This is a genomic window from Winogradskyella sp. 266wxhm (genome assembly GCF_058964685.1).
On record NZ_CM179559.1, the window covers coordinates 2772244 to 2794239 of the forward strand.

29 protein-coding genes are annotated in these 21996 nt (G+C 32.2%); 8 read left to right on the forward strand and 21 right to left on the reverse strand.

Features of this window, described 5'->3' with window-relative positions:
* Nucleotides 1-100: 100 nt before the first annotated feature.
* The 3 genes from yaaA to AC2H4K_RS12380 are packed head-to-tail and all read left to right on the forward strand — an operon-like array spanning nucleotide 101 to nucleotide 2301.
* Complete coding sequence (gene yaaA, locus AC2H4K_RS12370) at nucleotides 101-859, forward strand: peroxide stress protein YaaA (protein WP_281140244.1); 759 nt, start codon at nucleotides 101-103, stop codon at nucleotides 857-859.
* A 30-nt stretch (nucleotides 860-889) separates the two neighbouring features.
* Entirely contained in the window at nucleotides 890-1612 is a 723-nt protein-coding gene (locus AC2H4K_RS12375; protein ID WP_281140243.1) for a hypothetical protein, read from the forward strand.
* On the forward strand, nucleotides 1612-2301 hold the full coding sequence (locus AC2H4K_RS12380) for a uracil-DNA glycosylase family protein (RefSeq protein ID WP_281140242.1): 690 nt from the start codon (nucleotides 1612-1614) through the stop codon (nucleotides 2299-2301). The genes AC2H4K_RS12375 and AC2H4K_RS12380 overlap by 1 nt, the downstream gene beginning before the upstream one ends.
* A gap of 65 nt (nucleotides 2302-2366) precedes the next feature.
* On the opposite strand, the gene AC2H4K_RS12385 is transcribed toward AC2H4K_RS12380, so the two are convergent.
* The 14 genes from AC2H4K_RS12385 to AC2H4K_RS12450 all read right to left on the reverse strand — a co-directional run bounded on the left by AC2H4K_RS12385 (nucleotide 2367) and on the right by AC2H4K_RS12450 (nucleotide 12725).
* Nucleotides 2367-2786, reverse strand: coding sequence for an EF-hand domain-containing protein (locus AC2H4K_RS12385; protein ID WP_281140241.1), 420 nt, complete (start codon nucleotides 2784-2786; stop codon nucleotides 2367-2369).
* Between the two features lie 84 nt (nucleotides 2787-2870).
* The gene (locus AC2H4K_RS12390; RefSeq protein WP_281140240.1) at nucleotides 2871-3323 is read right to left on the reverse strand and encodes a tRNA (cytidine(34)-2'-O)-methyltransferase; all 453 of its coding nucleotides are present in this window, start codon (nucleotides 3321-3323) and stop codon (nucleotides 2871-2873) included.
* 5 nt (nucleotides 3324-3328) lie between these two features.
* Nucleotides 3329-3562 carry a hypothetical protein gene (locus AC2H4K_RS12395; RefSeq protein WP_281140239.1) on the reverse strand — a complete coding sequence of 78 codons (234 nt, stop codon included), beginning with the start codon at nucleotides 3560-3562 and terminating at the stop codon, nucleotides 3329-3331.
* Between the two features lie 56 nt (nucleotides 3563-3618).
* Entirely contained in the window at nucleotides 3619-3762 is a 144-nt protein-coding gene (locus tag AC2H4K_RS12400) for a hypothetical protein (protein ID WP_281140238.1), read from the reverse strand.
* Nucleotides 3763-3859: 97 nt separating this feature from the next.
* Nucleotides 3860-4630: a tryptophan synthase subunit alpha gene (gene trpA, locus AC2H4K_RS12405; RefSeq protein WP_281140237.1), complete on the reverse strand. Its 771-nt coding sequence runs from the start codon at nucleotides 4628-4630 to the stop codon at nucleotides 3860-3862.
* An 84-nt stretch (nucleotides 4631-4714) separates the two neighbouring features.
* On the reverse strand, nucleotides 4715-5902 hold the full coding sequence (gene trpB, locus AC2H4K_RS12410) for a tryptophan synthase subunit beta (protein WP_281140236.1): 1188 nt from the start codon (nucleotides 5900-5902) through the stop codon (nucleotides 4715-4717).
* A 116-nt stretch (nucleotides 5903-6018) separates the two neighbouring features.
* Entirely contained in the window at nucleotides 6019-6708 is a 690-nt protein-coding gene (locus AC2H4K_RS12415; protein ID WP_493743070.1) for a phosphoribosylanthranilate isomerase, read from the reverse strand.
* A gap of 123 nt (nucleotides 6709-6831) precedes the next feature.
* A complete protein-coding gene (gene trpC, locus AC2H4K_RS12420; protein WP_493742435.1) occupies nucleotides 6832-7614 on the reverse strand; it encodes an indole-3-glycerol phosphate synthase TrpC in 783 nt (260 codons plus the stop codon).
* A 12-nt stretch (nucleotides 7615-7626) separates the two neighbouring features.
* The gene (gene trpD / locus AC2H4K_RS12425) at nucleotides 7627-8619 is read right to left on the reverse strand and encodes an anthranilate phosphoribosyltransferase (RefSeq protein ID WP_493742436.1); all 993 of its coding nucleotides are present in this window, start codon (nucleotides 8617-8619) and stop codon (nucleotides 7627-7629) included.
* Nucleotides 8620-8744: 125 nt separating this feature from the next.
* Complete coding sequence (locus AC2H4K_RS12430) at nucleotides 8745-9311, reverse strand: anthranilate synthase component II (RefSeq protein WP_493742437.1); 567 nt, start codon at nucleotides 9309-9311, stop codon at nucleotides 8745-8747.
* Nucleotides 9308-10708, reverse strand: a complete 1401-nt coding sequence (locus AC2H4K_RS12435) for an anthranilate synthase component I family protein (protein WP_493742438.1) — start codon at nucleotides 10706-10708, stop codon at nucleotides 9308-9310. Before AC2H4K_RS12435 ends, AC2H4K_RS12430 begins: the two co-directional genes overlap by 4 nt.
* Nucleotides 10709-10984: 276 nt before the next feature.
* The gene (locus AC2H4K_RS12440; protein ID WP_281140231.1) at nucleotides 10985-11554 is read right to left on the reverse strand and encodes a YceI family protein; all 570 of its coding nucleotides are present in this window, start codon (nucleotides 11552-11554) and stop codon (nucleotides 10985-10987) included.
* Between the two features lie 22 nt (nucleotides 11555-11576).
* Nucleotides 11577-12209, reverse strand: a complete 633-nt coding sequence (locus AC2H4K_RS12445; RefSeq protein ID WP_281140230.1) for an NAD(P)H-dependent oxidoreductase — start codon at nucleotides 12207-12209, stop codon at nucleotides 11577-11579.
* A gap of 60 nt (nucleotides 12210-12269) precedes the next feature.
* A complete protein-coding gene (locus AC2H4K_RS12450; RefSeq protein ID WP_281140229.1) occupies nucleotides 12270-12725 on the reverse strand; it encodes a MarR family winged helix-turn-helix transcriptional regulator in 456 nt (151 codons plus the stop codon).
* A gap of 102 nt (nucleotides 12726-12827) precedes the next feature.
* Here AC2H4K_RS12450 and AC2H4K_RS12455 point away from each other — a divergent pair, with 102 nt between their 5' ends.
* The 5 genes from AC2H4K_RS12455 (at nucleotide 12828) to AC2H4K_RS12475 (ending at nucleotide 16964) form a co-directional block, all read left to right on the forward strand.
* Nucleotides 12828-13376 (forward strand): TlpA family protein disulfide reductase, encoded by a 549-nt coding sequence (locus AC2H4K_RS12455; protein ID WP_281140228.1) that lies wholly within the window; start codon nucleotides 12828-12830, stop codon nucleotides 13374-13376.
* Between the two features lie 7 nt (nucleotides 13377-13383).
* Nucleotides 13384-13995, forward strand: coding sequence for a thioredoxin family protein (locus AC2H4K_RS12460; RefSeq protein WP_493742439.1), 612 nt, complete (start codon nucleotides 13384-13386; stop codon nucleotides 13993-13995).
* A 115-nt stretch (nucleotides 13996-14110) separates the two neighbouring features.
* Nucleotides 14111-14425, forward strand: coding sequence for a rhodanese-like domain-containing protein (locus AC2H4K_RS12465; RefSeq protein WP_493742440.1), 315 nt, complete (start codon nucleotides 14111-14113; stop codon nucleotides 14423-14425).
* Between the two features lie 18 nt (nucleotides 14426-14443).
* On the forward strand, nucleotides 14444-14854 hold the full coding sequence (locus tag AC2H4K_RS12470) for a rhodanese-like domain-containing protein (protein ID WP_281140225.1): 411 nt from the start codon (nucleotides 14444-14446) through the stop codon (nucleotides 14852-14854).
* Between the two features lie 139 nt (nucleotides 14855-14993).
* Nucleotides 14994-16964 carry a protein-disulfide reductase DsbD family protein gene (locus AC2H4K_RS12475; protein ID WP_281140224.1) on the forward strand — a complete coding sequence of 657 codons (1971 nt, stop codon included), beginning with the start codon at nucleotides 14994-14996 and terminating at the stop codon, nucleotides 16962-16964.
* Between the two features lie 5 nt (nucleotides 16965-16969).
* Here the strand turns inward: AC2H4K_RS12475 and msrA are convergent, their stop codons facing one another.
* The 7 genes from msrA to AC2H4K_RS12510 all read right to left on the reverse strand — a co-directional run bounded on the left by msrA (nucleotide 16970) and on the right by AC2H4K_RS12510 (nucleotide 21866).
* Nucleotides 16970-17509, reverse strand: a complete 540-nt coding sequence (gene msrA / locus AC2H4K_RS12480) for a peptide-methionine (S)-S-oxide reductase MsrA (protein ID WP_281140223.1) — start codon at nucleotides 17507-17509, stop codon at nucleotides 16970-16972.
* Entirely contained in the window at nucleotides 17509-17961 is a 453-nt protein-coding gene (gene msrB / locus AC2H4K_RS12485) for a peptide-methionine (R)-S-oxide reductase MsrB (protein ID WP_281140222.1), read from the reverse strand. The genes msrA and msrB overlap by 1 nt, the downstream gene beginning before the upstream one ends.
* 136 nt (nucleotides 17962-18097) lie before the next feature.
* Nucleotides 18098-18811 (reverse strand): hypothetical protein, encoded by a 714-nt coding sequence (locus AC2H4K_RS12490; protein ID WP_281140221.1) that lies wholly within the window; start codon nucleotides 18809-18811, stop codon nucleotides 18098-18100.
* A 190-nt stretch (nucleotides 18812-19001) separates the two neighbouring features.
* A complete protein-coding gene (locus AC2H4K_RS12495; protein ID WP_281140220.1) occupies nucleotides 19002-19577 on the reverse strand; it encodes a hypothetical protein in 576 nt (191 codons plus the stop codon).
* A gap of 79 nt (nucleotides 19578-19656) precedes the next feature.
* Nucleotides 19657-20202 carry a hypothetical protein gene (locus AC2H4K_RS12500; RefSeq protein WP_281140219.1) on the reverse strand — a complete coding sequence of 182 codons (546 nt, stop codon included), beginning with the start codon at nucleotides 20200-20202 and terminating at the stop codon, nucleotides 19657-19659.
* A 171-nt stretch (nucleotides 20203-20373) separates the two neighbouring features.
* Complete coding sequence (locus tag AC2H4K_RS12505) at nucleotides 20374-20739, reverse strand: hypothetical protein (protein WP_281140218.1); 366 nt, start codon at nucleotides 20737-20739, stop codon at nucleotides 20374-20376.
* Nucleotides 20740-20927: 188 nt separating this feature from the next.
* Nucleotides 20928-21866 (reverse strand): hypothetical protein, encoded by a 939-nt coding sequence (locus tag AC2H4K_RS12510; protein ID WP_281140217.1) that lies wholly within the window; start codon nucleotides 21864-21866, stop codon nucleotides 20928-20930.
* Nucleotides 21867-21996: the final 130 nt, after the last annotated feature.

Consider the following 21996-nt stretch of genomic DNA (forward strand, 5'->3'; position numbering starts at 1 on the left):
GATAGCAATTACTTATAACACTATCAAAATAAGTTTTTAGTTCCATTTTCAACTCTCTTTTTAAGGTTGTACTTTTGAATATCAAATTAAATGGGCTTTTATGAAACTTGTATTATCACCAGCAAAATCTTTAGATTACGACAGTAAATTACCAACAACTAAAACGACCGAAAGTTGTTTTTTAGCAGAAGCAGAACGCTTAAATAAATTACTGAAAAAGAAATCAGCAAAGAGTCTGTCTAAGCTAATGCACATTTCTGATAATTTAGGACAGCTGAATTACGACCGTAATCAAGAATGGGAGTTACCATTTACTAAAGATAACGCCAGACAAGCTATTTATGCATTTAATGGTGATGTTTATAGAGGGCTTGATGCCTATACTATTGATACCAAGAAATTGGATGAAGTTCAAGATACGGTTCGTATAATTTCTGGTCTTTATGGAATTCTAAAACCGTTGGATTTAATTCAACCTTACCGATTAGAAATGGGAACCAAAATGCCAGTTGGTAAGAATAAAAACCTTTACGAATTCTGGCAAAAGAAAATCACCAAGGCGCTTAACGACGAAATGACAGATGACGAACTGTTTTTAAATTTGGCTAGTAACGAGTATTCTAAAGCTATTGATAAAAAGGCTTTAAAAGTGCCAGTTGTTGATGTTAACTTTAGAGAGTTTAAAGATGGTAAGTATAAAACCATAGCGATTTTTGCAAAATTAGCTAGAGGTTTAATGACAAGGTACATTATCGACACCGATGCTAAAACGCTAGACGATATCAAAGGTTTTAATTATGAAAACTATGGTTTTAGCGAAGAATTGTCATCTGAAAAAGAGTTGGTTTTTACAAGATAGTTTCTATCTTTAAAAGCCTAAAAGTCATTTATGCTTTATTACCTTACTGTTGCTTTACAAGCTTTTTGTATCTATCATGTTTACAAAAATCACAAACCTTATTATTGGTACTTTGTTATTTTCTTTATTCCTGGTTTAGGGTCTTTAATCTACATCTTAACTCAGGTTTTTAGTAAGAGCGATGCGGATAAAATCCAAGAAGATATTACAACTATTATCAATCCAACTAAGAAGATCAAAGACCTAGAAAATAAAATAGAGTTTTCAGATACTTACACTAATAGAATTGATCTTGCTGCTGCTTATGCTAAAAGTGGGAATTTCTTAAAAGCCATTGAAAATTATAATAAAACTCTAGAGGATAAGGTGCAAGACGATTTTTATGCAAGGCAACAATTAGTATTATGCTATTATGAAATCCAAGACTACAATAATGTAATAGCACAAGCAGAAATTATAAAGCACAAATCTGAATTCAAAGGTTCAAAACAACAATTTTGCTATGGATTAGCACTAAAAGAAATAGGTAGAGTTGAAGAAGCTGAAGTTGAATTAAAAGCAATAAATAAGCCTTATTCAAACTATGAAGAACGATTAGAGTTGGCAAAATTCTATATTGAAAATAATAAATCTGAAGCCGGTAAATCATTGTTGGAAGAAATATCTAATGAAGCCCAATACATGACTAAACCTAACAGAAGACTTTACAGAAGTGCTATTGCTGAGGTTGAACGTATTTTGAAGTCTCTGTAATGTTTGTTCACAAACATCCATATCCACCATTTATAAAAGATAATACCGAAAAACTAATTGTTGGCACTTTACCACCTCCAAGATTTTCTACAGGTGAATTATTAGAGCAAGATGTTGATTTTTGCTATGGTAGTTATTACAATTCATTGTGGCTATTTATAGATAAGATCCATAATCTCAATTTTAGGTACGATAACTCTGAAGAAGCCATAGCGCAGCGAAAGCAGTTTCTGATTAAAAACAAAATAGGAGTTTGCGATATTGTAGCCTCATGCGAGCGCGAAAAAATTGATGCTTCAGATCTTGGAATGAGTAATGTGAAATTGAGAGACATTGTTGGTTATTTGAAACAATACTCAAATATTAAAACCATTTTATTTACAGGTGGAAATAGCAAAAATGGACCAGAATATTTCTTTCGAAAACATCTTAAAGATTACAATCTTAAATTGGAATTGGTAACTAACGAAGTGCCGAGAATTCATAAATTTACTCTAAGTCATCCTGAACCCGTTTCAAGATTTCATAAAGAGAATGAAAGAACTATAAAAACCGTCTCTCTAACTTCAGCTTCTGGAGCTGCGAACATATCCATTAGTAGATTGCCACTTTATAGACAACTAAAAACGAAAAATCCAGAGTTTAATACCTTTGATTTTAGGGTGATGCAGTATTCTGAGTTTTTTTAAGTAGCCATAAAATAATCCCCTTGCCTAAGCAAGAGGATTTTCTATCAAATCAATCAATCAATCAATCAATTTTTGCCACAATTATGCTGTGGTCTTTCTTTTTTGTGATTTTCGACAAAAGCTTTGTACTCGTCTATAGTTACAGTTCCGTTACCATTTTTATCCATTTCTGAAAAACGATCTTCAATACGTTTTTGCTTCATTAACTCTTTTCTGGCAATAAACTCTTCTAAGGATAATGAACCATTAGAATTTGTGTCTAATTCTTTAAAGTGTTCGCCAATTGTTTCTTCTTTAACCTCCTTTCGTTGACGCTGATCTTTAAATTCTTCCAATGATAATGCTCCATCATCATTAGTGTCTAGTTTTTTAAATAATTCTTCAGAGCTAGGTCTCTGTTTACGTTTTCTTTCCTGAGCATCTACAAAGGATACAGCACAAATAGCAATAACCAATACGCTTAATTTTAATGTTTTTGAAATCATAATTTATGTGTTTTAATTAATGAACACCTCTATGACTTCATAGTTTGAAAAGCGTTTAATTAGAATGTCTATTTTGTGATATTTTTAACGAAGTTGCCTTAAACCTTCATAAACAATAATACTCACAGCATTAGCAAGATTAAGACTTCTAATATTCTTACTATACATTGGTATTTTGAAAAGGTCTTCTTTTCGTTCTTCAATTAGAGGTTTTGGCAGACCTACAGATTCTTTACCAAAAACAAGAAACATATCATCCGTAAACTGTATATCCCAATGCGATTTAGTACCATTACTGCTTAAAAAAGCCATTTTTTTATCTGCATTTTTAGTAAAGAATTCCTCTTTGTTTTCGTAATAAATGACTTCAAGATGTTGCCAATAATCAAGTCCAGCACGTTTTAGGCGTTTGTCATCAATTTCAAAACCAAAAGGTTTAACCAAGTGTAATCGAGAGCCTGTAGCCAAAGCTAATCGACCAATATTACCTGTGTTATTCGGTATCTCAGGTTCTATAAGAACAATGTTTAAAGGCATACTTTTTAATTTGATTCTTTCTTAGCAGGAATAAGTTTTAAGATTATTAGTCGAACTAATAATAAAAATGGAAATCCATGTAAAAGTACATCAAAGTAATCCATTGGAGACATGCCAACAGCACCTCCTGCAAGCCATCTTACTTTTCCAACAATATGTGGTTCGGGAAAAAATGGTGCTAAACCAAGCGTTAAACATAGTAGAATAACAAGTTTCCAGTCGTTTATTAATTTTTTCATATTAAAAAAGCCTGTTCAAATATATGAACAGGCTTTCTTATTTTGTTGTTTAATACTTATTTTTTCTTTTGTTGATCCTTAATGGTATTTTCATCAATGTCAAACTCATTTGTAGACTGATTCACATTACCAGTAGGATTTGTTGGATTACTTTGTTTTTTAGTTGGTTTAAACTTTCTCTTATCTGCTATAATGCCCATAATTCATTTGTTTTTGTGTTCTATTTAATATAAGGAATTAAGGGGTTTTAATGTCTCAAAAGTATCTTAAAATCTAAGTTTTAATTGTTAAAAACTATTAATTCTTAAAAAGTATTGGGTTAACAAAGTTGTTCAATTCGTTTATCCCGTTTTCAGAAATATATTTAATAAAAGCACTACCAATAATAGCTCCTTTCGTATGAGTTGAAACTTGGGTAAATGTGTCGTTGTTTGAAATACCAAACCCAACAATTTGAGGATTGTTTAAATTCATTTTAGAAATACGTTCAAAATAAGTAGTCTGTGCTTCTCCGAAGCCAGATTGTGTACCAGTTGTACTCGCAGAACTTACCATATAAATAAATCCGTTTGAAATAGAATCGATATATCTAATACGTTCTTCTGAAGTTTGAGGCGTGATTAAAAACACGTTGATAAGTCCATATTTTTCAAAGATAGCTTTGTATTCCTCGTCATAAACATCAGCAGGTAAATCAGGAAGAATTAATCCATCGATACCGATCTCTTGGCATTTTTCACAAAAGGGCTCAACACCATATTGCAACACAGGATTAAAATAACCCATGATAATTAATGGAATTGAAACTGACTTTCGAATATCTTTAAGCTGTTCGAATAGTTTTTCTGTGGTCATACCATTTTTTAGTGCAGTTGTTGAACTGGCTTGAATGGTTGGTCCATCAGCAAGTGGATCGCTAAACGGTAGACCGATTTCTATCATGTCCACACCACTTTGTTCTAAATTCTGAATAATAGAAACCGTGTCATCTATATTTGGGTAGCCTGCTGTAAAGTATATGGACAATAGCTTTTTATCTTCGTTTAGTTTTTGGTTTATTCTGTTCATAATTTTATAGAAATGAGATATGAGAATATAGATATTAGACATTTATTTAAAGTCTTATGTTTCTTTTCTCGCATCTAGCGTCTTTTAAAGCTTGAAATAATCAATATAATTCTGTAAATCCTTATCACCACGACCAGATAAGCTGATAACAACAATATCATCTGGTTGAAATGTTTTATGTTTAAAAACAGCCAAAGCATGAGAACTTTCTATTGCAGGAATAATACCTTCCAATTTGGTTAATTCTAATCCGGCTTGCATAGCTTCATCATCTGTTGCAGAGTAAAATTCACCACGACCAGATTTGTATAAATGCGAATGTAATGGACCAACACCAGGATAATCTAAACCTGCAGAAATAGAGTAGGGTTCTGTAATTTGGCCATCATCAGTTTGCATTAACAAGGTTTTGCAACCATGAATAATACCTTCTTTACCTAATGCAGATGTTGCTGCACTTTCACCAGAATGGATGCCTTTACCTGCAGCTTCTACAGCAATAATACCAACGTTTTCATCATCTAAAAAATGATAATATGTTCCAGCTGCATTACTACCACCACCAATACAAGCTACAACATAATCTGGATTTTCTTGACCTTCCTTTTCTTTGAGTTGCCATTTTATTTCTTCTGAAATTACAGACTGAAATCGCGTCACCATATCGGGATATGGATGTGGGCCAATAGCTGAGCCAATAATGTAATGTGTGTCTACAGGATTGTTAATCCAATCTCTAATGGCTTCGTTTGTGGCATCTTTAAGCGTTCTACTTCCTGATAATGCAGGTCTTACTTCTGCACCTAGCATTTTCATACGAGCAACGTTTGGTGCTTGTCTGGCAATATCAATTTCTCCCATGTACACGATACAGTCTAGTCCCATTAGTGCACAAACCGTAGCTGTAGCAACTCCGTGTTGTCCAGCACCAGTTTCGGCAATGATTCTGGTCTTGCCCAAACGTTTTGCCATAAGGATTTGTCCAATGGTATTATTTACTTTATGTGCACCAGTATGATTTAAATCTTCACGTTTTAAATATACTTTGGTATTGTACTTTTCTGAAAGGCGCTTGGCAAAATAGAGTGGGGAAGGACGACCAACATAATCCTTAAGCAATTGATTAAACTCTTCTTGAAAAGACGATTCTGCCATTACTTTAAGATAGTTTTGGCGTAGTTCTTCTACGTTTGGGTAGAGCATTTCTGGTATAAAGGCACCACCAAATTCGCCGTAGTAACCTTTGTCGTTGATGTTGTATGTGTTTTTCATAGTCTAATGTCATCCTGAACTTGTTTCAGGATCTTATTTTGTTTTGTCAGGTCGAATTAAATTCGATAGAATTTTCTGTCAGAACCAGATACTTCTCGATACAATTTTTTCATTCTTCAAAAATCACTCGAAGTGACGTACTTTTTAAATTCTTCTAGTTTTTCAATAGCCTTTAATCCAGGTTTTATTTCAAATTTGCTGTTGATATCTACAGCATAGCAATATTTAGATTCCTCTCTCTGAAGGAATGATATAACATTGTCTATTTCTTCTAACCCAATACCACCACTTAAAAAGTAAGGTTTTGTTGATCGATACTCTTTTAACACGTTCCAATTGAAGGTGTAACCGTTTCCGCCTGGTAATTTTCCTTTGGTGTCAAATAGAAAATAATCTACTACATCTTCATAAGGTTGAAGTTGACTGAAGTCGAATTCATCTTTGATGCTGAATACTTTGATGATTTCAATTGATCTGTCATTGCGAGTTCTGACACTTTTTGTCAGTACGTGGCAATCTGTTTCTTTTGATAAGATTGCTTCGTCGCTGCGCTTCTCGTAATGACGTTTCAGGACATTACAATAATCTAGAGATTCATTACCATGAAGTTGAACTGCATCAAGTTCATATTTTTCAACTTTTTGCAGAATCATGTCAATTGCCCCATCTACAAAAACACCAACTTTTTTGATTGACTTTGGTAACTCTGGAATGATACCTTCAAAATTACGAGGTGATTTTTTGTAAAATATAAAGCCAAGATAGTCTGGTTGCAGTTTTGCAACTTCGGCTGTGTTATATTTCATTCCGCAGATTTTGAAATAAAGCCCCTTTTGCCTGTCGGCATTTTCCCCAGAGGGGAAAATAGGATTGCGATTATTTTCTTGTTCTTTTTCCATTAGCGTTTTGGTTCTCTTCCTTTGGAAGAGTTAGAGAAGGCTTTTTATAAAACTCTTTGCACTCTTACCAGGATTATCTGTCTTCATAAAATTCTCACCAATTAAAAAGCCTTTATATCCATAAGGTTGTAATTCTTTTATGGCTTCAATAGAACTGATACCACTTTCTGAAACTTTTACGAAATCATCAGGAATGTGATTACTCAATACTTTTGAAGTTTCTAAACTTACCTCAAAAGTTTTTAAATTTCTGTTATTAACACCAAGCATATCAATCGTTGGCATGATGGATTTTTGAAGTTCGTCTAAATTATGAACCTCAAGTAAAACATCTAGACCTAAGCTTTTAGCCAATTCCGAAAATTGTTTTATTTCTTCTTGACTTAGAATTGCAGCAATCAACAAAATCACGTCTGCTCCATAAGCCTTAGCTTCTACAATTTGATAGGTATCTATGATGAATTCTTTTCGTAATAGTGGTAAATCGCAACTTGCTCTAGCTACAAGTAAGTCGTCTAACGAGCCACCAAAATATTTACTATCTGTAAGTACAGACATGCCACAAACACCAGCATCTTCATAACCTTTAGCAACATCTTGCACATTCAAGTTTTGGTTGATTACAGATTTTGATGGCGAACGTCTCTTATGTTCGGCAATGATTCCTGAAGTACTGTTTATTAAACGGTCGGAAAGAGAGATTGTTGATCTTTCAAAAAGAACGGAACTTTCCAATTGCTTGAAAGGAATTAGACTTTTTCGAAGTGCAACTTCTTTACGCTTGTCTGCTACAATTTGATCTAAAATATTCATGGTTCAAATAGTCTATTTACTTATGGCTATTAAAGTTTTTAAACTGTCTTTTGCATTACCACTAAGTAATGATTCTTTCGCTAATTCAATACCTTCTTTAAGGTCAATGTCTTTTGCTGTAGCGATAGCTAAACCTGCATTTGCAAAAACCACGTTGTTTTGTGCTTCTGTTCCTTCTCCATTAATGATGCTTTTAAAAATCTCGGCAGCCATTTTTACACTTTTTCCTCCGAAGATTTCATTCTGACGTATAGTTGAAAACCCAATGTCTTCTGGTAAGAATAAAGATTCAGAGTTGCTAGAAACTACTTTGGTTTTTCCTGTTAATGAGATTTCGTCATAACCATCTAAAGCATGAACAATAGCATAATTTTTATTGGTTTCTTGATAAAGGTAACCGTAAAGCCTTAATAATTCGAGGCTAAATACACCAACCATTTGATTTTTTGGAAATGCTGGATTTACCATAGGACCCAACATATTAAAAAAGGTTTTTACACCAAGTTCTTTACGTATTGGAGCTACATTTTTCATCGCAGGATGAAATAAAGGAGCATGTAAAACACAGATATTTGCTAAGTCTAAACTTCGCTTTAAAAAATCAATATCATTGGTGAATTTAATGCCTAAATATTCCATCACATTAGAAGAACCACTGGCAGAAGAGACTCCATAATTGCCATGTTTGGTGACTTTAACTCCAGCTCCTGCAGTTATAAATGAGGATAATGTAGAGATATTAAAAGTATCCTTGGCATCACCACCAGTTCCACATAAGTCGATAGTATCAAAATCGTCTAAATTAACAGGTATGCAAAGCTCTAAAAGCGCGTCTCTAAAACCTCGTAACTCTTCAATAGTAATACTTCTCATCATATAAACAGTGAGAAAAGAAGCAATTTGGCTCTGATTATATTTTCCTTCTGAGATATTTACCAATACATTTTTTGCCTCTTCCGATGAGATGCTTTCTTGGTTTATTAATCTGTTTAGTATTTCTTTCATGGGTCTATCCCTAACCCTTTCCAAAGGAAAGGGAATTTCTTTTATTTAATTAAGTGTTCTGTAAATCAATTTTTTTATGTTTTCTATTAAAGTCCTTCCCGATGGGAAGGATTTAGGAAGGGCTCTTAACTATTCAACCAATTGTCTAAAATCTTTTTTCCATCAGGTGTTAACACTGATTCTGGATGGTACTGAACGCCTTTTACATCGTAGGTTTTATGTCTTATAGACATTATCTGTCCGTTTTCATCATAAGAGGTAGCTTCAAGGCTATTAGGAAGATTATCTTTCACCACCCAAGAATGGTAACGGCCTACTTCAAAAGTTTTGTCTAAGCCTTTAAAGAGAACTTCATCATCTACAGACAAAGTAACCTGTGTAGCCACGCCATGATAAACATCGGACAAATTTTCTAGCTCTCCGCCAAAAACTTCACCAATAGCTTGTAGGCCCAAACAGACTCCAAAAATACTTTTAGTAGGAGCGCAAGTTTTAATTATTTCTTTCAGAAGGCCAGCTTCATCAGGAATCCCAGGTCCTGGTGACAGCACAATTTTATGAAATGCCTCAACTTCCTCAAGTGTTAATTTGTCGTTTCGTTTTACAGTGACTTCACAATTTAAATCCTCTAAATAGTGAACCAAATTGTAAGTAAAACTATCATAGTTGTCTATTACTAATACCTTTTTCATATGTCTTTGGCTTGTTCTATAGCTTTTGTTAAAGCACCTAATTTGTTATAAACTTCTTGTAATTCACTTTCTGGGTTAGATCTTGAAACTAGACCTGCACCAGCCTGCCAATACAATTTATGGTTTTGGCTTAAGAATGTTCTAATCATGATAGCGTGGTTGAAGTTGCCTTCAAAATCCATAAATCCGATAGCGCCACCATAATAACCTCTACTTGTCTTTTCGTATTTTTCTATGAGTTGCATAGCCATATGTTTTGGAGCTCCACTCAATGTTCCGGCAGGAAAAGTATCTGCAACGACTTGCATAGTTTCGGCATCTTTATTTACACTACCTGTAACTTTACTCACTAAATGGATAACATGTGAAAAGAACTGAACTTCTCTGTAAGTTTCTACATTAACGTTATTTCCATGTCGGCTAAGATCGTTTCGAGCTAAATCTACAAGCATAACATGTTCGCTATTTTCTTTGTCGTCGTTAATTAGCTTTTCAGCTAGTTCAGCATCTTTAAGATCATTGCCTGTTCGCTTAAACGTACCAGCAATTGGGTGGATTTCTGCCTTTCCATCTTTTACAACTAATTGCGCTTCTGGTGAACTACCAAATATTTTGAAGTTGCCATAATCAAAATAAAATAGATAAGGTGAAGGATTAATACTTCTTAAAGCTCTATAAACATTAAATTCATCACCAATAAAACTTTGCGAAAATCGTTTGGATAAAACGAGTTGAAACACGTCACCTCTGGCACAATGTTTTTTAGCTAACTCAACATGCTGTTTGTATTCTTCGTCTGTGAGATTAGATTCTAATAACCCTTTTGTATCGAAATTGTATGATGCATATTGACGTGTTTGGATAAGTTGAAGCACTTCATCAATGTTATTATCCGTATCAAAACAATGTGCAAATACATAGGCTTCATTCTTAAAATGATTGATAGCAATAATGTTTTGATAAACGGCATAATAGACGTCTGGAATTTCAACGGAATCTTCCTTTTTTGAAATTTCAACATCTTCAAAATACTTTACGGCATCATAAGCTGTATAGCCAAAAATTCCGTTGTTGATGAACTTAAACTTTTTGTTAGATTCAGCTTTGAATCGCTTTGTGAATTTGTGAATCTCTTCTGTAACACTAATGTTTGAAGCAAAATTGCTTTTGGTACTTCCATCAGGATATATTTGATGGATTGTTCCTTCACTGACTTTAATAGAGGCTATTGGATTAAAACAGATATAAGAAAAACTATTATCATTAGCATGGTAATCACTACTCTCTAATAATATGCTATTAGGGAATTTGTCTCTTATCTTTAAGTAGATACTAACCGGAGTAATAGTATCTGCCAGAATTTTTTTGTAATGTGTATATAGACTAAATGTTTTCATTTAAGTACGATTATCGTTGTTTTTTGAAACTAAAAAAGGCTTGTCGTGAACGACAAGCCTTTTTCTATAATATAGCATACAAGGTTTCTTTCACGAACATGAGTTTGCAAAATTCCACCACCAAGTATGATTTGTTATTGTTTTCATCTGTGTGTCAAATATAGAAATGAAAATTTTTATTTCAAACTATATCATAAAAAAGATTCTTGTCTTCATATAAATTATATACTTGAACAAGAATCTTTATAAAGTGGATTACTATTAATCCTTAGGGAATTAAAATTTTAATTCTACATTAATATCAAATTCGTCATAGATTGCTTTATCTTTTAAAGTTTCTAATAACGAAGGTGATTTATATGTGATTTTGTGCTTTGTTCTGTCTATTTTTAAACTAGCAGTTGCAGAATTTTCAGTAACTGTCATAGGAAAAGAAATTGATTCTGTTATACCTTTTATGGTAATATCTCCTTTAACAGTGTATTTACCATTTTTACCGCTTACTGAAGTGATTTTTAAAGTCGCTGTTGGATATTCTTCTACACCAAAGAAATCATCAGATTTTAAATGACCATCTAATTTGTCTTTGTAATCTCCTGTTAAATCTGTAGTATTTATAGAAGTCATATCAATAGTAAAAGAACCACCTTCTAAAGTATCATCATTAAAAGATAAAGAACCTTCTTTAAGTTTAATTGTTCCTTCGTGCTCACCACCAACTTTGTAACCTTTCCATGTTACTTTACTTGATGATACATCTACTTTTTTGTCTTTTAAGACTGTAAATGACATAAAAGAGAATGCTAAGATAAATAGCATAGCGATTTGTGAATTTCTGTTTTTCATTGTAATTGTTTGTTTTTAAGTTTTAAATGTTTGTAAATAATTGATTTTCTGATTTTCTTACTTTTTTGTAGTGTTGAGTACCATCTTCTTCAGATCTATAGCCAAGAGTAACAACTACTGCAGCATTAAGGTTTTTAGAATTTAGATCTAGAATTTTGTTGTATTCTTCGCTTTGAAAGCCTTCCATAGGACAGGCATCTATTCTTAATTGTGCGGCGGCAGATAATAAGTTGCCCACTACTATATAAGCTTGTTTTGCTGTCCATAAAGCTTTTTGTTCTTGGCTAAGTTGGCCAATTGTTGATTTTATGGTATTTGCATAATCTGCAACATCTTCTTTATTCAGATTTCTGGTATCAATAACGTTTTCAAAATAGTTGTCAACTAATTCATCTCCGAAATCGGTCATATTAGCAAGTACTATCATGTGTGATGCATCTTCTATTTGTGATTGATTCCACGATGCAGCACGTAACTTTGTACGCGTTTCTTTGTCTACTATATTTAAGATTTTGTAAGGTTGTAATCCGTAAGAAGATGCTGTTAATTGCATAGCTTTTTTAAGCGTTTCAAAATCTTCTGTTGATATTGTTTTAGAACTATCGAATTTCTTTGTGGCATAGCGCCATTTTAAGTTTTCTATAATCATATTCATGTAAAAATTATTATGTTGTTAGTACTTAATTTGTATATACAAGTGTTGTTTGAAAATTTTTTAACTTCTCATTTTTGTGAGCAAAAGGTTCAATGTTTCTAACTCTTCCTTACTCAAATTATTTGTTAATTCGTTTTCTTTTTCTTCAATAATTGGATCAACTAGTTCAAGTAATCTAAGACCTCCGTCGGTTATGTAGATGTCAACTTTTCTTCGGTTTTTCTCACATGTGAAACGCTCAACCAAATTCTTGAGGATAAGTTTGTCAACTAGGCGAGTGGTATTACTCATTTTACTAATCATTCTGTCTTGAATATCTTTTAAGTTTGAAGGTTCACCGTTCTTTCCTCTCAAAATTCTTAAAACGTTGAATTGTTCTATAGATATATCATAAGGTTTTAAAACAGACAGGATGCCATCCTTAAAGTGATTACTTGCAAAAGACACATTTAAAACGGTCTTTTTGGCTAACGGTAAGTTGGTCTTTGTTTTTAATATTTCAGTTATATCTTTCATATACAACAATTGTATATACAAATGTATAATATTATTTTTATATCATAATTAATTTTTTGTTAATTATTCAATTGTGTGTGTTTCTATTAATAAATTTATGTCATGAAGCGAATACTATTTTTATGTCTATTGGTTATCTGTTCTTGTAAGGACAATACTGAAGAAACTAAAGAAATAAATGCATCTGAGTTAACTCTAAATAAAGAGAAAGAAGCTGAGAGTGTATTAGATTACGATTTAAAGATATATGACTACGATGGCTTAGAGCCATTAATCAATAAGCAAGATGATAAAGTTCACGTGGTTAACTTTTGGGCAACATGGTGTGCTCCTTGTGTAAAAGAGTTACCGTATTTTGAGGAAATTAATGAAAAGTATAAAAACAATAACGTTGAGGTTTTGTTGGTGAGTTTAGATTTCCCAAAAAATTATGATACTAAGTTAAAGCCATTTATTAAAAAGCATAATTTACAATCTGAAGTAGTTGCTTTTGATGATGTAGACCAAAACCGATGGATACCTGCCATTAATAAAGATTGGTCTGGTGCATTACCAGCTACAATAATCTACAATAAAGAAAAACGACAATTCTATGAAAAGTCGTTTACCAAAGAAGAATTAGAAGCCGAATTAAAACAATTTTTAAATTAACAAGCTTATGAATACTTTAAAATTATTCGCAGTAATGGTGTTGACAGTAGCATTATCTGCTTTTACAGCAACCACTGAAGAAGGTGGTTATAAAATTGGTGATGTTGCTACAGATTTTAGTCTAGAAAACATTGATGGTAAAATGGTGTCTTTATCAGATTATAAAGAAGCAAAAGGGTTTATTGTTGTGTTTACTTGTAATACTTGTCCATATGCTGTGGCTTATGAAGATAGAATTGAAGAATTGAACAAAAAATTTGCTTCAAAAGGTTACCCAGTAATAGCAATAATGCCGAATAATACAAAAGTTAAGCCAGGTGATAGTATGGAAGCTATGCAGGAAAGAGCTAGAGAAAAAGGATTTACTTTTCCTTATTTAATGGATGAGGATCAAGAAATCTACCCACAATATGGTGCTACTAAAACACCACATGTTTATGTACTTCAAAAATCAGATAAAGGAAATATTGTTAAGTACATTGGTGCTATTGACGATAATTACAAAGATGCTAGTGCAGTAACCACAACTTATGTGCAAGATGCTGTAAATGCATTATTAAATAAGCAAGAAATTGAAATAAAAGAAACAAAAGCAATAGGTTGTACTATAAAAGTTTAGTTTATGAAATGCTAAACTTAAAATGTTAAAATTAATCCGAAGTTGTAACACTTCGGATTTTTTTACGTCTATATCCTAAAGAAATGTTAATTTTGCTTAAATTTAATTCATATTTATGGCAGATTTATCTCAAAAAGACTGGGTCAATCAACTTGAAAATGATAATAATTCTGTAATTCTAGACGTTAGAACACAAGAAGAGGTTAACGATGGTTTTATACCTAATGCCATTAATATAGATATTTATAAAGGGCAAGGTTTTGTTTACGAACTTGAAGAATTGGATAAAACTAAGAACTATTATGTGTATTGCAGATCAGGAGCTAGAAGTGCTCAAGCATGTGCAATAATGAACCAATTAGGTTTTGAAAAGGCCTATAATTTATTAGGCGGATTTAATGAGTGGCAAGGTGATGTTGCCAACCAATAATAATAAAGCTCACTTATTATGAAAAAGTTAAGTTTAATCTGTTGTCTTCTTGTAGCAATAAGCTTCACAACAAGTTGTATAAACAAGTCTTATGAAGATGCTGAAGTAAAATTAGTAACTGCAGAAGAGATGCAAACTATTTTGGATACTGAAGATGTTCAATTAGTTGATGTTAGAACTCCTGAAGAGTTTGAAGAAGTTCGAATAGTAGATTCTCAAAATATAGATTTTAACTCACCTACTTTCGATGAAGATATTACTAAGCTAGATAAAGAAAAGCCTGTTATCTTGTATTGTAAGGGTGGTAACAGAAGTGCAAAATGTGCTAAAAAACTTAAAGATGCAGGTTTTAAAAAGGTCTACGATCTTGAAGGAGGCATCTCAAAGTGGCAGCATTCTGATAAAATAAAAATAGAAAGTACACCATAAATTTATTAACCGAACATTGAGTTCGGTTTTTTTTGTGCTTTAAAACAATCACAATTTCTTAAGGTTTTTATAAATTAGTCGACTATTAATTTTTAATAAAAACACAACAATTACTTTTGTGTTTTTAATGCCTTAATATATGACTATTAAAAGATCGCTCCTGTTCTTCCTTTTATTTCTAGGATTATCTTCAAGTGTATTTTCACAAATTTTAGAACCAGTTAAATGGAAGTCTGAAATTGAAAAAATTTCTGATACAGAATACAATTTAAAATACATTGCTGAGATTGATGAGCATTGGCATTTCTACTCTCAAACATCTTTAGATACAACAGGTTTAGGGCCAATTGCAACTGAGTTCACTTTTTTAGATCAAGATGGGAATTATGAATTGATAGGCGATACCAAAGAGTCTGAGTCTATTCAAATTTTTGAAGAAGCCTTTGATATGGAGGTGCTATATTTTGAAGAGACAGCCACATTCGAACAAAAAATAAAAGTTCTAAATCCTGAAATAAAAGAAATTAAAGCAGAGGTTTTTTTCCAGGTTTGCGATAATGAAAAATGTCTGCAACCAGAAGTAAAAGAGTTTACCACCTTGTTGAGTGGTGAAAAAGCACAAGAAGAGGTTGTAGCCATTGATGAGCGTAGTAAGGAACTTTCCAAAGCTTTAGATATAAATGTTACAGGTTGGAATAAATTTGAAAAGCAAACGGTTGAAGAACAAAGTAATTTATCAATATTCTTTCTTGGCTTTTTAGGAGGTTTAATTGCTTTACTAACCCCTTGTGTGTTTCCAATGATTCCGCTTACGGTTTCATTCTTTACCAAAAGTGCAAGCGACCCTAAAAAAGGCTTATTTAATTCAATTTTATATGGCTTCTTTATCTTCTTAATCTATGTATTGTTAAGTATTCCTTTTCATTTATTAGATTCTTTAGATCCAGGAATACTCAATAATATCTCAACTAATGTTACTTTAAATATTATTTTCTTCATCATATTTATAGCATTTGCATTTTCGTTTTTTGGATATTATGAATTGACCTTACCACAATCTTGGAGTGCTGCAATGGATAGCAAAGCGAATAAGATTGGAGGTTTTATCGGGATATTTTTCATGGCTTTAACCTTAGCTATTGTATCCTTTTCTTGTACAGGACCAATATTAGGAACTTTATTAGGAAGTTCACTGACAGCTGATGGTGGCGCGATGCAATTAACCATGGGAATGAGTGGTTTTGGTCTAGCTTTAGCTTTACCATTCACTTTATTCGCAATGTTCCCAAAATGGTTGAATTCTTTACCAAAATCTGGAGGATGGTTAAATACCGTAAAAGTGGTACTCGGATTTATTGAATTAGCCTTGGCATTAAAATTCTTATCAAACGCCGATTTAGTTGAGCATTGGGGAATTTTGAAACGTGAAATTTTCATAGGCATTTGGATTATTATCGGAATAGGTTTGGCATTATACTTATTCGGTAAGATTAAGTTTCCGCACGATAGTCCACTTCAAAAATTAAGTAAAGGAAGAATCACCACAGGAATTCTGGTAGTTTCTTTTATTATTTACTTAATTCCTGGACTCTCAAATACAAAGTATGCTAACTTAAAATTGTTGAGTGGTTTTCCACCACCTCTAACTTATAGTCTTTATGAAAAGACAGAAGAGTTTACCATTACAAAATCGCTTGAAGAAGGTATAGCGTTAGCTAAATCTTTAGATAAACCCATTATGCTCGATTTTACAGGTTGGGCCTGTGTAAACTGTCGTAAGATGGAAGAACAGGTATGGACAGACGATAAGGTAAAAGAAACATTGGTGAATGATTATGTAATTATTTCGCTATATGTAGATGATAAGGAACTATTACCAGAATCTGAGCAGTTTCAATACTTAAGACCGAATGGTTCTGTGAAAAAAATAAAGACTATTGGCGATAAATGGGGAACGTTACAGACCATTAATTTTCAGAATAATTCTCAGCCTTATTATGTCTTAGTTGACCATGATATGGAACTATTAAACACAACCAACGCTTTTGAACCAGATGACAAAGCTTACTATCAATGGTTACAAAAAGGTTTGGATAACTTCAAAAAATAAGTCAGCTATTTCAACTTATCAGCATGTAGCTTTCTAAGCTTTGTAAGTTTAGGTTCTACAACAAATGTGCAGTAGCCATAATCTGGATTGTTTTTATAAAAATCCTGATGTTCTTTTTCGGCTTCAAAAAATGGTTGTGCTTCAGTGATTTCTGTCACAATAGGATCATCATAATATTCCGCTAATTCATTTAGTACAATTTCTGCGGTATTTTTTTGTTCAGTATTATGATAAAAAATTACCGAACGGTATTGTGTACCTCTGTCTGCTCCTTGTCTGTTAAGCGTTGTTGGATCATGCGTAGTCATAAAAATCACAAGAATATCCTGATACGAAATAACATTGGCATCAAAAGTAACCTGAACCACTTCGGCATGACCAGTAAGGCCAGAACAAATTTCTCTGTAAGTAGGTCTTCCGGGAACGTTGCCACCAGAATAACCAGAAACCACATTTTCTACACCTTTGACTTCTTGAAAAACAGCTTCGGTGCACCAAAAGCAACCTCCGCCAACGGTAGCAATTTGTATATTCTTGTCTTCCATTAGGCCGTCTCTTTGTCTAAGGTCATAGACTCTGAATTAATACAATAACGTAAACCGCTAGGCTCTGGACCATCAGGAAATACGTGGCCCAAATGCGCATCGCAAGTATTGCACATCACTTCAACCCTAACCATACCAAAAGAGGAATCCTTTTCGTATTTAATAGCATTTTCTTTAATAGGTTGTGTAAAACTTGGCCAGCCAGTTCCAGAACTAAATTTTATGGTAGAATCAAAAAGCGGAGTATTGCAACAAATACAATTGTATTTGCCTTCATCATAAGTACTACATAATGCACCACTATGAGGGCGTTCTGTACCTTTTTGTCTGGTGATGCGGTACTGCTCTGGTGTGAGTTGCGCTTGCCATTCCGTTTCCAATTTTTCTACACGTTGGTCTGGTGTTGGGTTACCGTTAACGGCAAAATTTATAATGTCTTTCCAAGTAAGCATAGTCTTTTTTTGTAAAGATAATTCTAAGTAGGGAGAAAGCGTATTAAGTAAATCCTAAAATCTGGTTTAAGTTTTGAGTGGGTTTCAGAAGTAAGCGAGAACAAGCAATTAATTATAGCGTTACAGACAGACGTTGCTATTTTGCGTTTTCAATATTATAAATTTGTTCAATGGTTCCTTTAGTTTCTTCTCCATTTCCATTGAAAAATTTCCATTTTCTATTTTTTACTTTTGACATTTTTACCATAAAATCGCAACCTCCTCTTCCTTTTGCTAAAGCACTATCGATTTCAAATTCACCTTCCGCAATCAAATTTCTTTCTAAATTCCAAAATTTCCATTTTCCAACTTTGTAGTGATATTCAATTTCTTGAGGTACAATTCCACACTCAGTATATTTATCCTTTTTAATATATCCAATACCATACAAGTTTCCTAAATCAAGGATTCGGTTATCAGAATGAGATAAATAATTAAAGTCAAGAAATTCGTCGATAGAGATTTTTTTAGACAGTTTTATATGCTCTTGTTTTTGATTTAGATATTCAATATAAATACTGTCAACATTGATTTGAATCCTTAAATCTTCACCATTTATTGTATAAAAAGGATAGGTGTTTATATATTCTACCTCATTCAAATCTTCAAGATTATTGATATACGCTTTTAATCTCTCATATTCCTTTGAACCGTTCTCAATTATCATAAGTTGTCCTTTTTCCGGACGAATATTTATACGAAATTCTAAATTAGAATTATCGTTGATAATGTATACATCTTTTTCATTATGACAAGCTGTAAATATTGTAAATAGTAAAAATGAATATATGTAAGATTTATTGTATTTCATTTAATTTGAGTGTTTCTTGAAGAATGAACAGTTTTGTGTAAGGCTCATTGCGTGAAAATTCGTGAGGATTTTTCTGTCGTAAACCGAAGATAGCAAATTTGCATGGACTTTCTGAGAGGAAAGTCGGAAGCAATGAATTATAGATGTTGCTGGCAATAGTATTTATTCGATAATCTGTTAGCTACTATTTCTAAAATTGAATATCTCTAAATAGCCACTTCACAATTTCATTATCAAATTCAGTGCCTTGAGTATCTATGTCCCAATCACCATTTTTAAATTTTAATTTGTGTAGTTTAATCTTTTCCGATAAATTTTTTATTGAAACAACTTTGCCTTTTTCTATATTTAATTCAAAAACTTCTTCATATTCAGTTCCGTATAGTCTGTATCGTATATTTAAGTTGCTAATAACTCCCTTACCTATTAGAATATCTCCAGAATAGTTTACAAATAAGTTGAGATTTCTATATTCTCTATAAGTAGTTCTGGATTCAAGGTCTGTTTTCGAAGAAATGTGAGGCGAAACTCCATTAATTATTTTCATATCATCATTCATATTTACATTAACCCTAAAGTTATTTAGAATAAAGTTTGAGTTAGAGTCAATTTTGTATGATGTCAAATATCCTCTCATTAAAATTGAGGCACGGTATTTAGATTTAATTCCAAAATCTTTTGGTTCTATTAATCCTTCTTGTGTTGCTTTTAGTATGTCAAATTCTTTTTGATTTAAAATCAGTTTGTTTTTTATTTGATTCGACATTGCTTGTTTATATTGCGGTTATATATATTGTTGTGCAGTTTTTTAATTCCGTTTTTTTTCAGTTCTAATAAGTATTAGATTAGTCAAAAATATTTTCGATTTCATCATCAGTCATATATTTTCCAGTTGTTAATTCAATTCCTCCCGAAGAATCATGTATTGCAAGGCAAGCTAAAATTCCTGCGTTAGTATTCGTACTTGCGACTTGCCAACAATCCATAAACCAACTTTTAAAAATGTCACTTTTCATGCTTTGATATTCTTCACTATAATCCCAATATTCTGTTAGCTTATCTTTGTCCTCAAGCTCTTGATATTGTTTGTATATTTTATCTTCTTTTTCTTCTAGTTCGTAAGGAACAAATCTTCCATAATTTTCCATTGAGTAAAGATTTTCATAATCTTTTATCGGTAAACCAACAACATCAGTAATAGTTTCTCCTTTATTGTCTAGAGAATAAACTATAGTTTTAAAATCTTCAAAGGAATAAATGAAACTTAGCATCCGTAATTTTGGATTAGAGGATTCTCTTTTAATAAAAAATACCAAATCATAAATCATTGATTCCCTAACAGATTTTAAAAAATCTTCTAATTCAGGAATTAGCTTAAATAATGGATTCATATGCTCGCTGTTCAAATTGCATACAACGGTCTCGGCTATAAATAGTTACGTGGGTTAGCACTTAACTTTGCAAGTATATACCAAACATAAAATCCTCGAGGGTTTTCAGAAGTAGGTAATAACAAGCAATTACTTATAACTATTGTTGCGCATAGTTTTTTGTTTTTAATATCAAGGGTAAAATAACACTTTCTCTTCTTTATATTCACTAGGATTGTCATAAGGAATTGCTTTTTCCCACGAATAATAAATTTTCAGTTGTTTATTCTCTAAAGTAATATCGCCATCACCAGTAATTACATAGTCTTTACTTTCATTTGGGATTGGTATTATTTTGATTAATTTATCTTTTAAACTTTCACAAAACTTTGTTTCAGTCAAGATACATTCATTTAAATAAAAATCTATTGTTCTATAACTTCCTATCCAATCAGGACCAATATCAGAGCTGACTTTCCACTCAACAGAGAATTCCATTGTTTTCATTTTAGCAGTGAGTTCTTCAAAATTTTCAATTGTAATGGTTTTATTACTCATTCCAAATTAGTTCGATTTAGTATGAAATTTTTATCAAATGCACTGTTTTTCGTAATTATGCCCAACGGTTTGTGTGTGATTAGTGGCGAGATTGAGCAACTAATTTAGCAAATACAAACCGAATAGAAAATTCTAGCGAAATTTTCGTAGGTAGGCGATTACTAGCAATGAATTATAAACATTGTTAGCTACTGTACATTTTTAATATTTAATAGATTAAGTTCCAATCTACAAAAGGGTGTGATTGAGTTTATAAATAAGAAAAAAAGTATATCTATTCCTTTAACAAATTCGAATGACATCTTTTTTTGCTTTATTCTTTTTTCTATCTCATTTTCACGATACCATAAAAAACCTTCAAAACCAGTTTGCTCATCATAACCATAATATGAAAAGCCAGCTATTGTTGAATATTGGGAAAACAGTTCATCTTTATAGATTTCTTTAATATCTACACTATAACATTTGTCTAATCTGATTTTTGGATGAACAGAATTAACTTTTTCCAACATATACTCTTGAAAAAGAATATCTTCTGAGTCATGTCCATTAATGGAAGAAAACTGTCTCAACTCATTTATATCGTCATGTCCAATAATTATTCTTTTTTCATAAAATATTTCGCAAAATGGATTAATTATATTGAAATAGAGTAAGTTTAATAATCCAAAGTAATTAATCGAGGACAGCTCATAGTTTCTCTGGCTTTTCATTTCTTTGAATGTTAGACCGCCTGAATAAATCAAAATTCCATCGATGTATTTAGAAGCCTTTTCTTCATCAATTATGTTTTGAATTGAAACGTTATAGCGGTAATCAGCACGATCTATATTATATTTTGTCCTTATTAAAGATAGTTTATGTTCAGTTTTCAGAAAGTCCTCTGTAGTTCTATAATGTCCAGAACCATATTGTACAATTTCTTTGAACTTTTTACTTATATAAGCACTACCAAGTCCGACAAAATTTTTCCCAAACTCTCCAGTCTCAACATATTCTTTAGAGTTTATATAGAATTTAAAAAAATCATAATATTCTCTGAAAAATAAAGGTTTGGTATGCCACCTATCATCAAAATTTTCTAGAACAAAATTTTCTATGATTTCCTTTGCTTCTTTTTCGTTCATTGGTGAGTGTTGTAGCTAACGGCTCTGTATATGAAAAGTAGCGCTGAAAATAAGCTGTTATTTTTCAGATTAACACAAGCCAAATTTTTAAATTTTACTATTTATCTTTTTATGTTGGAAATCGTCAAAT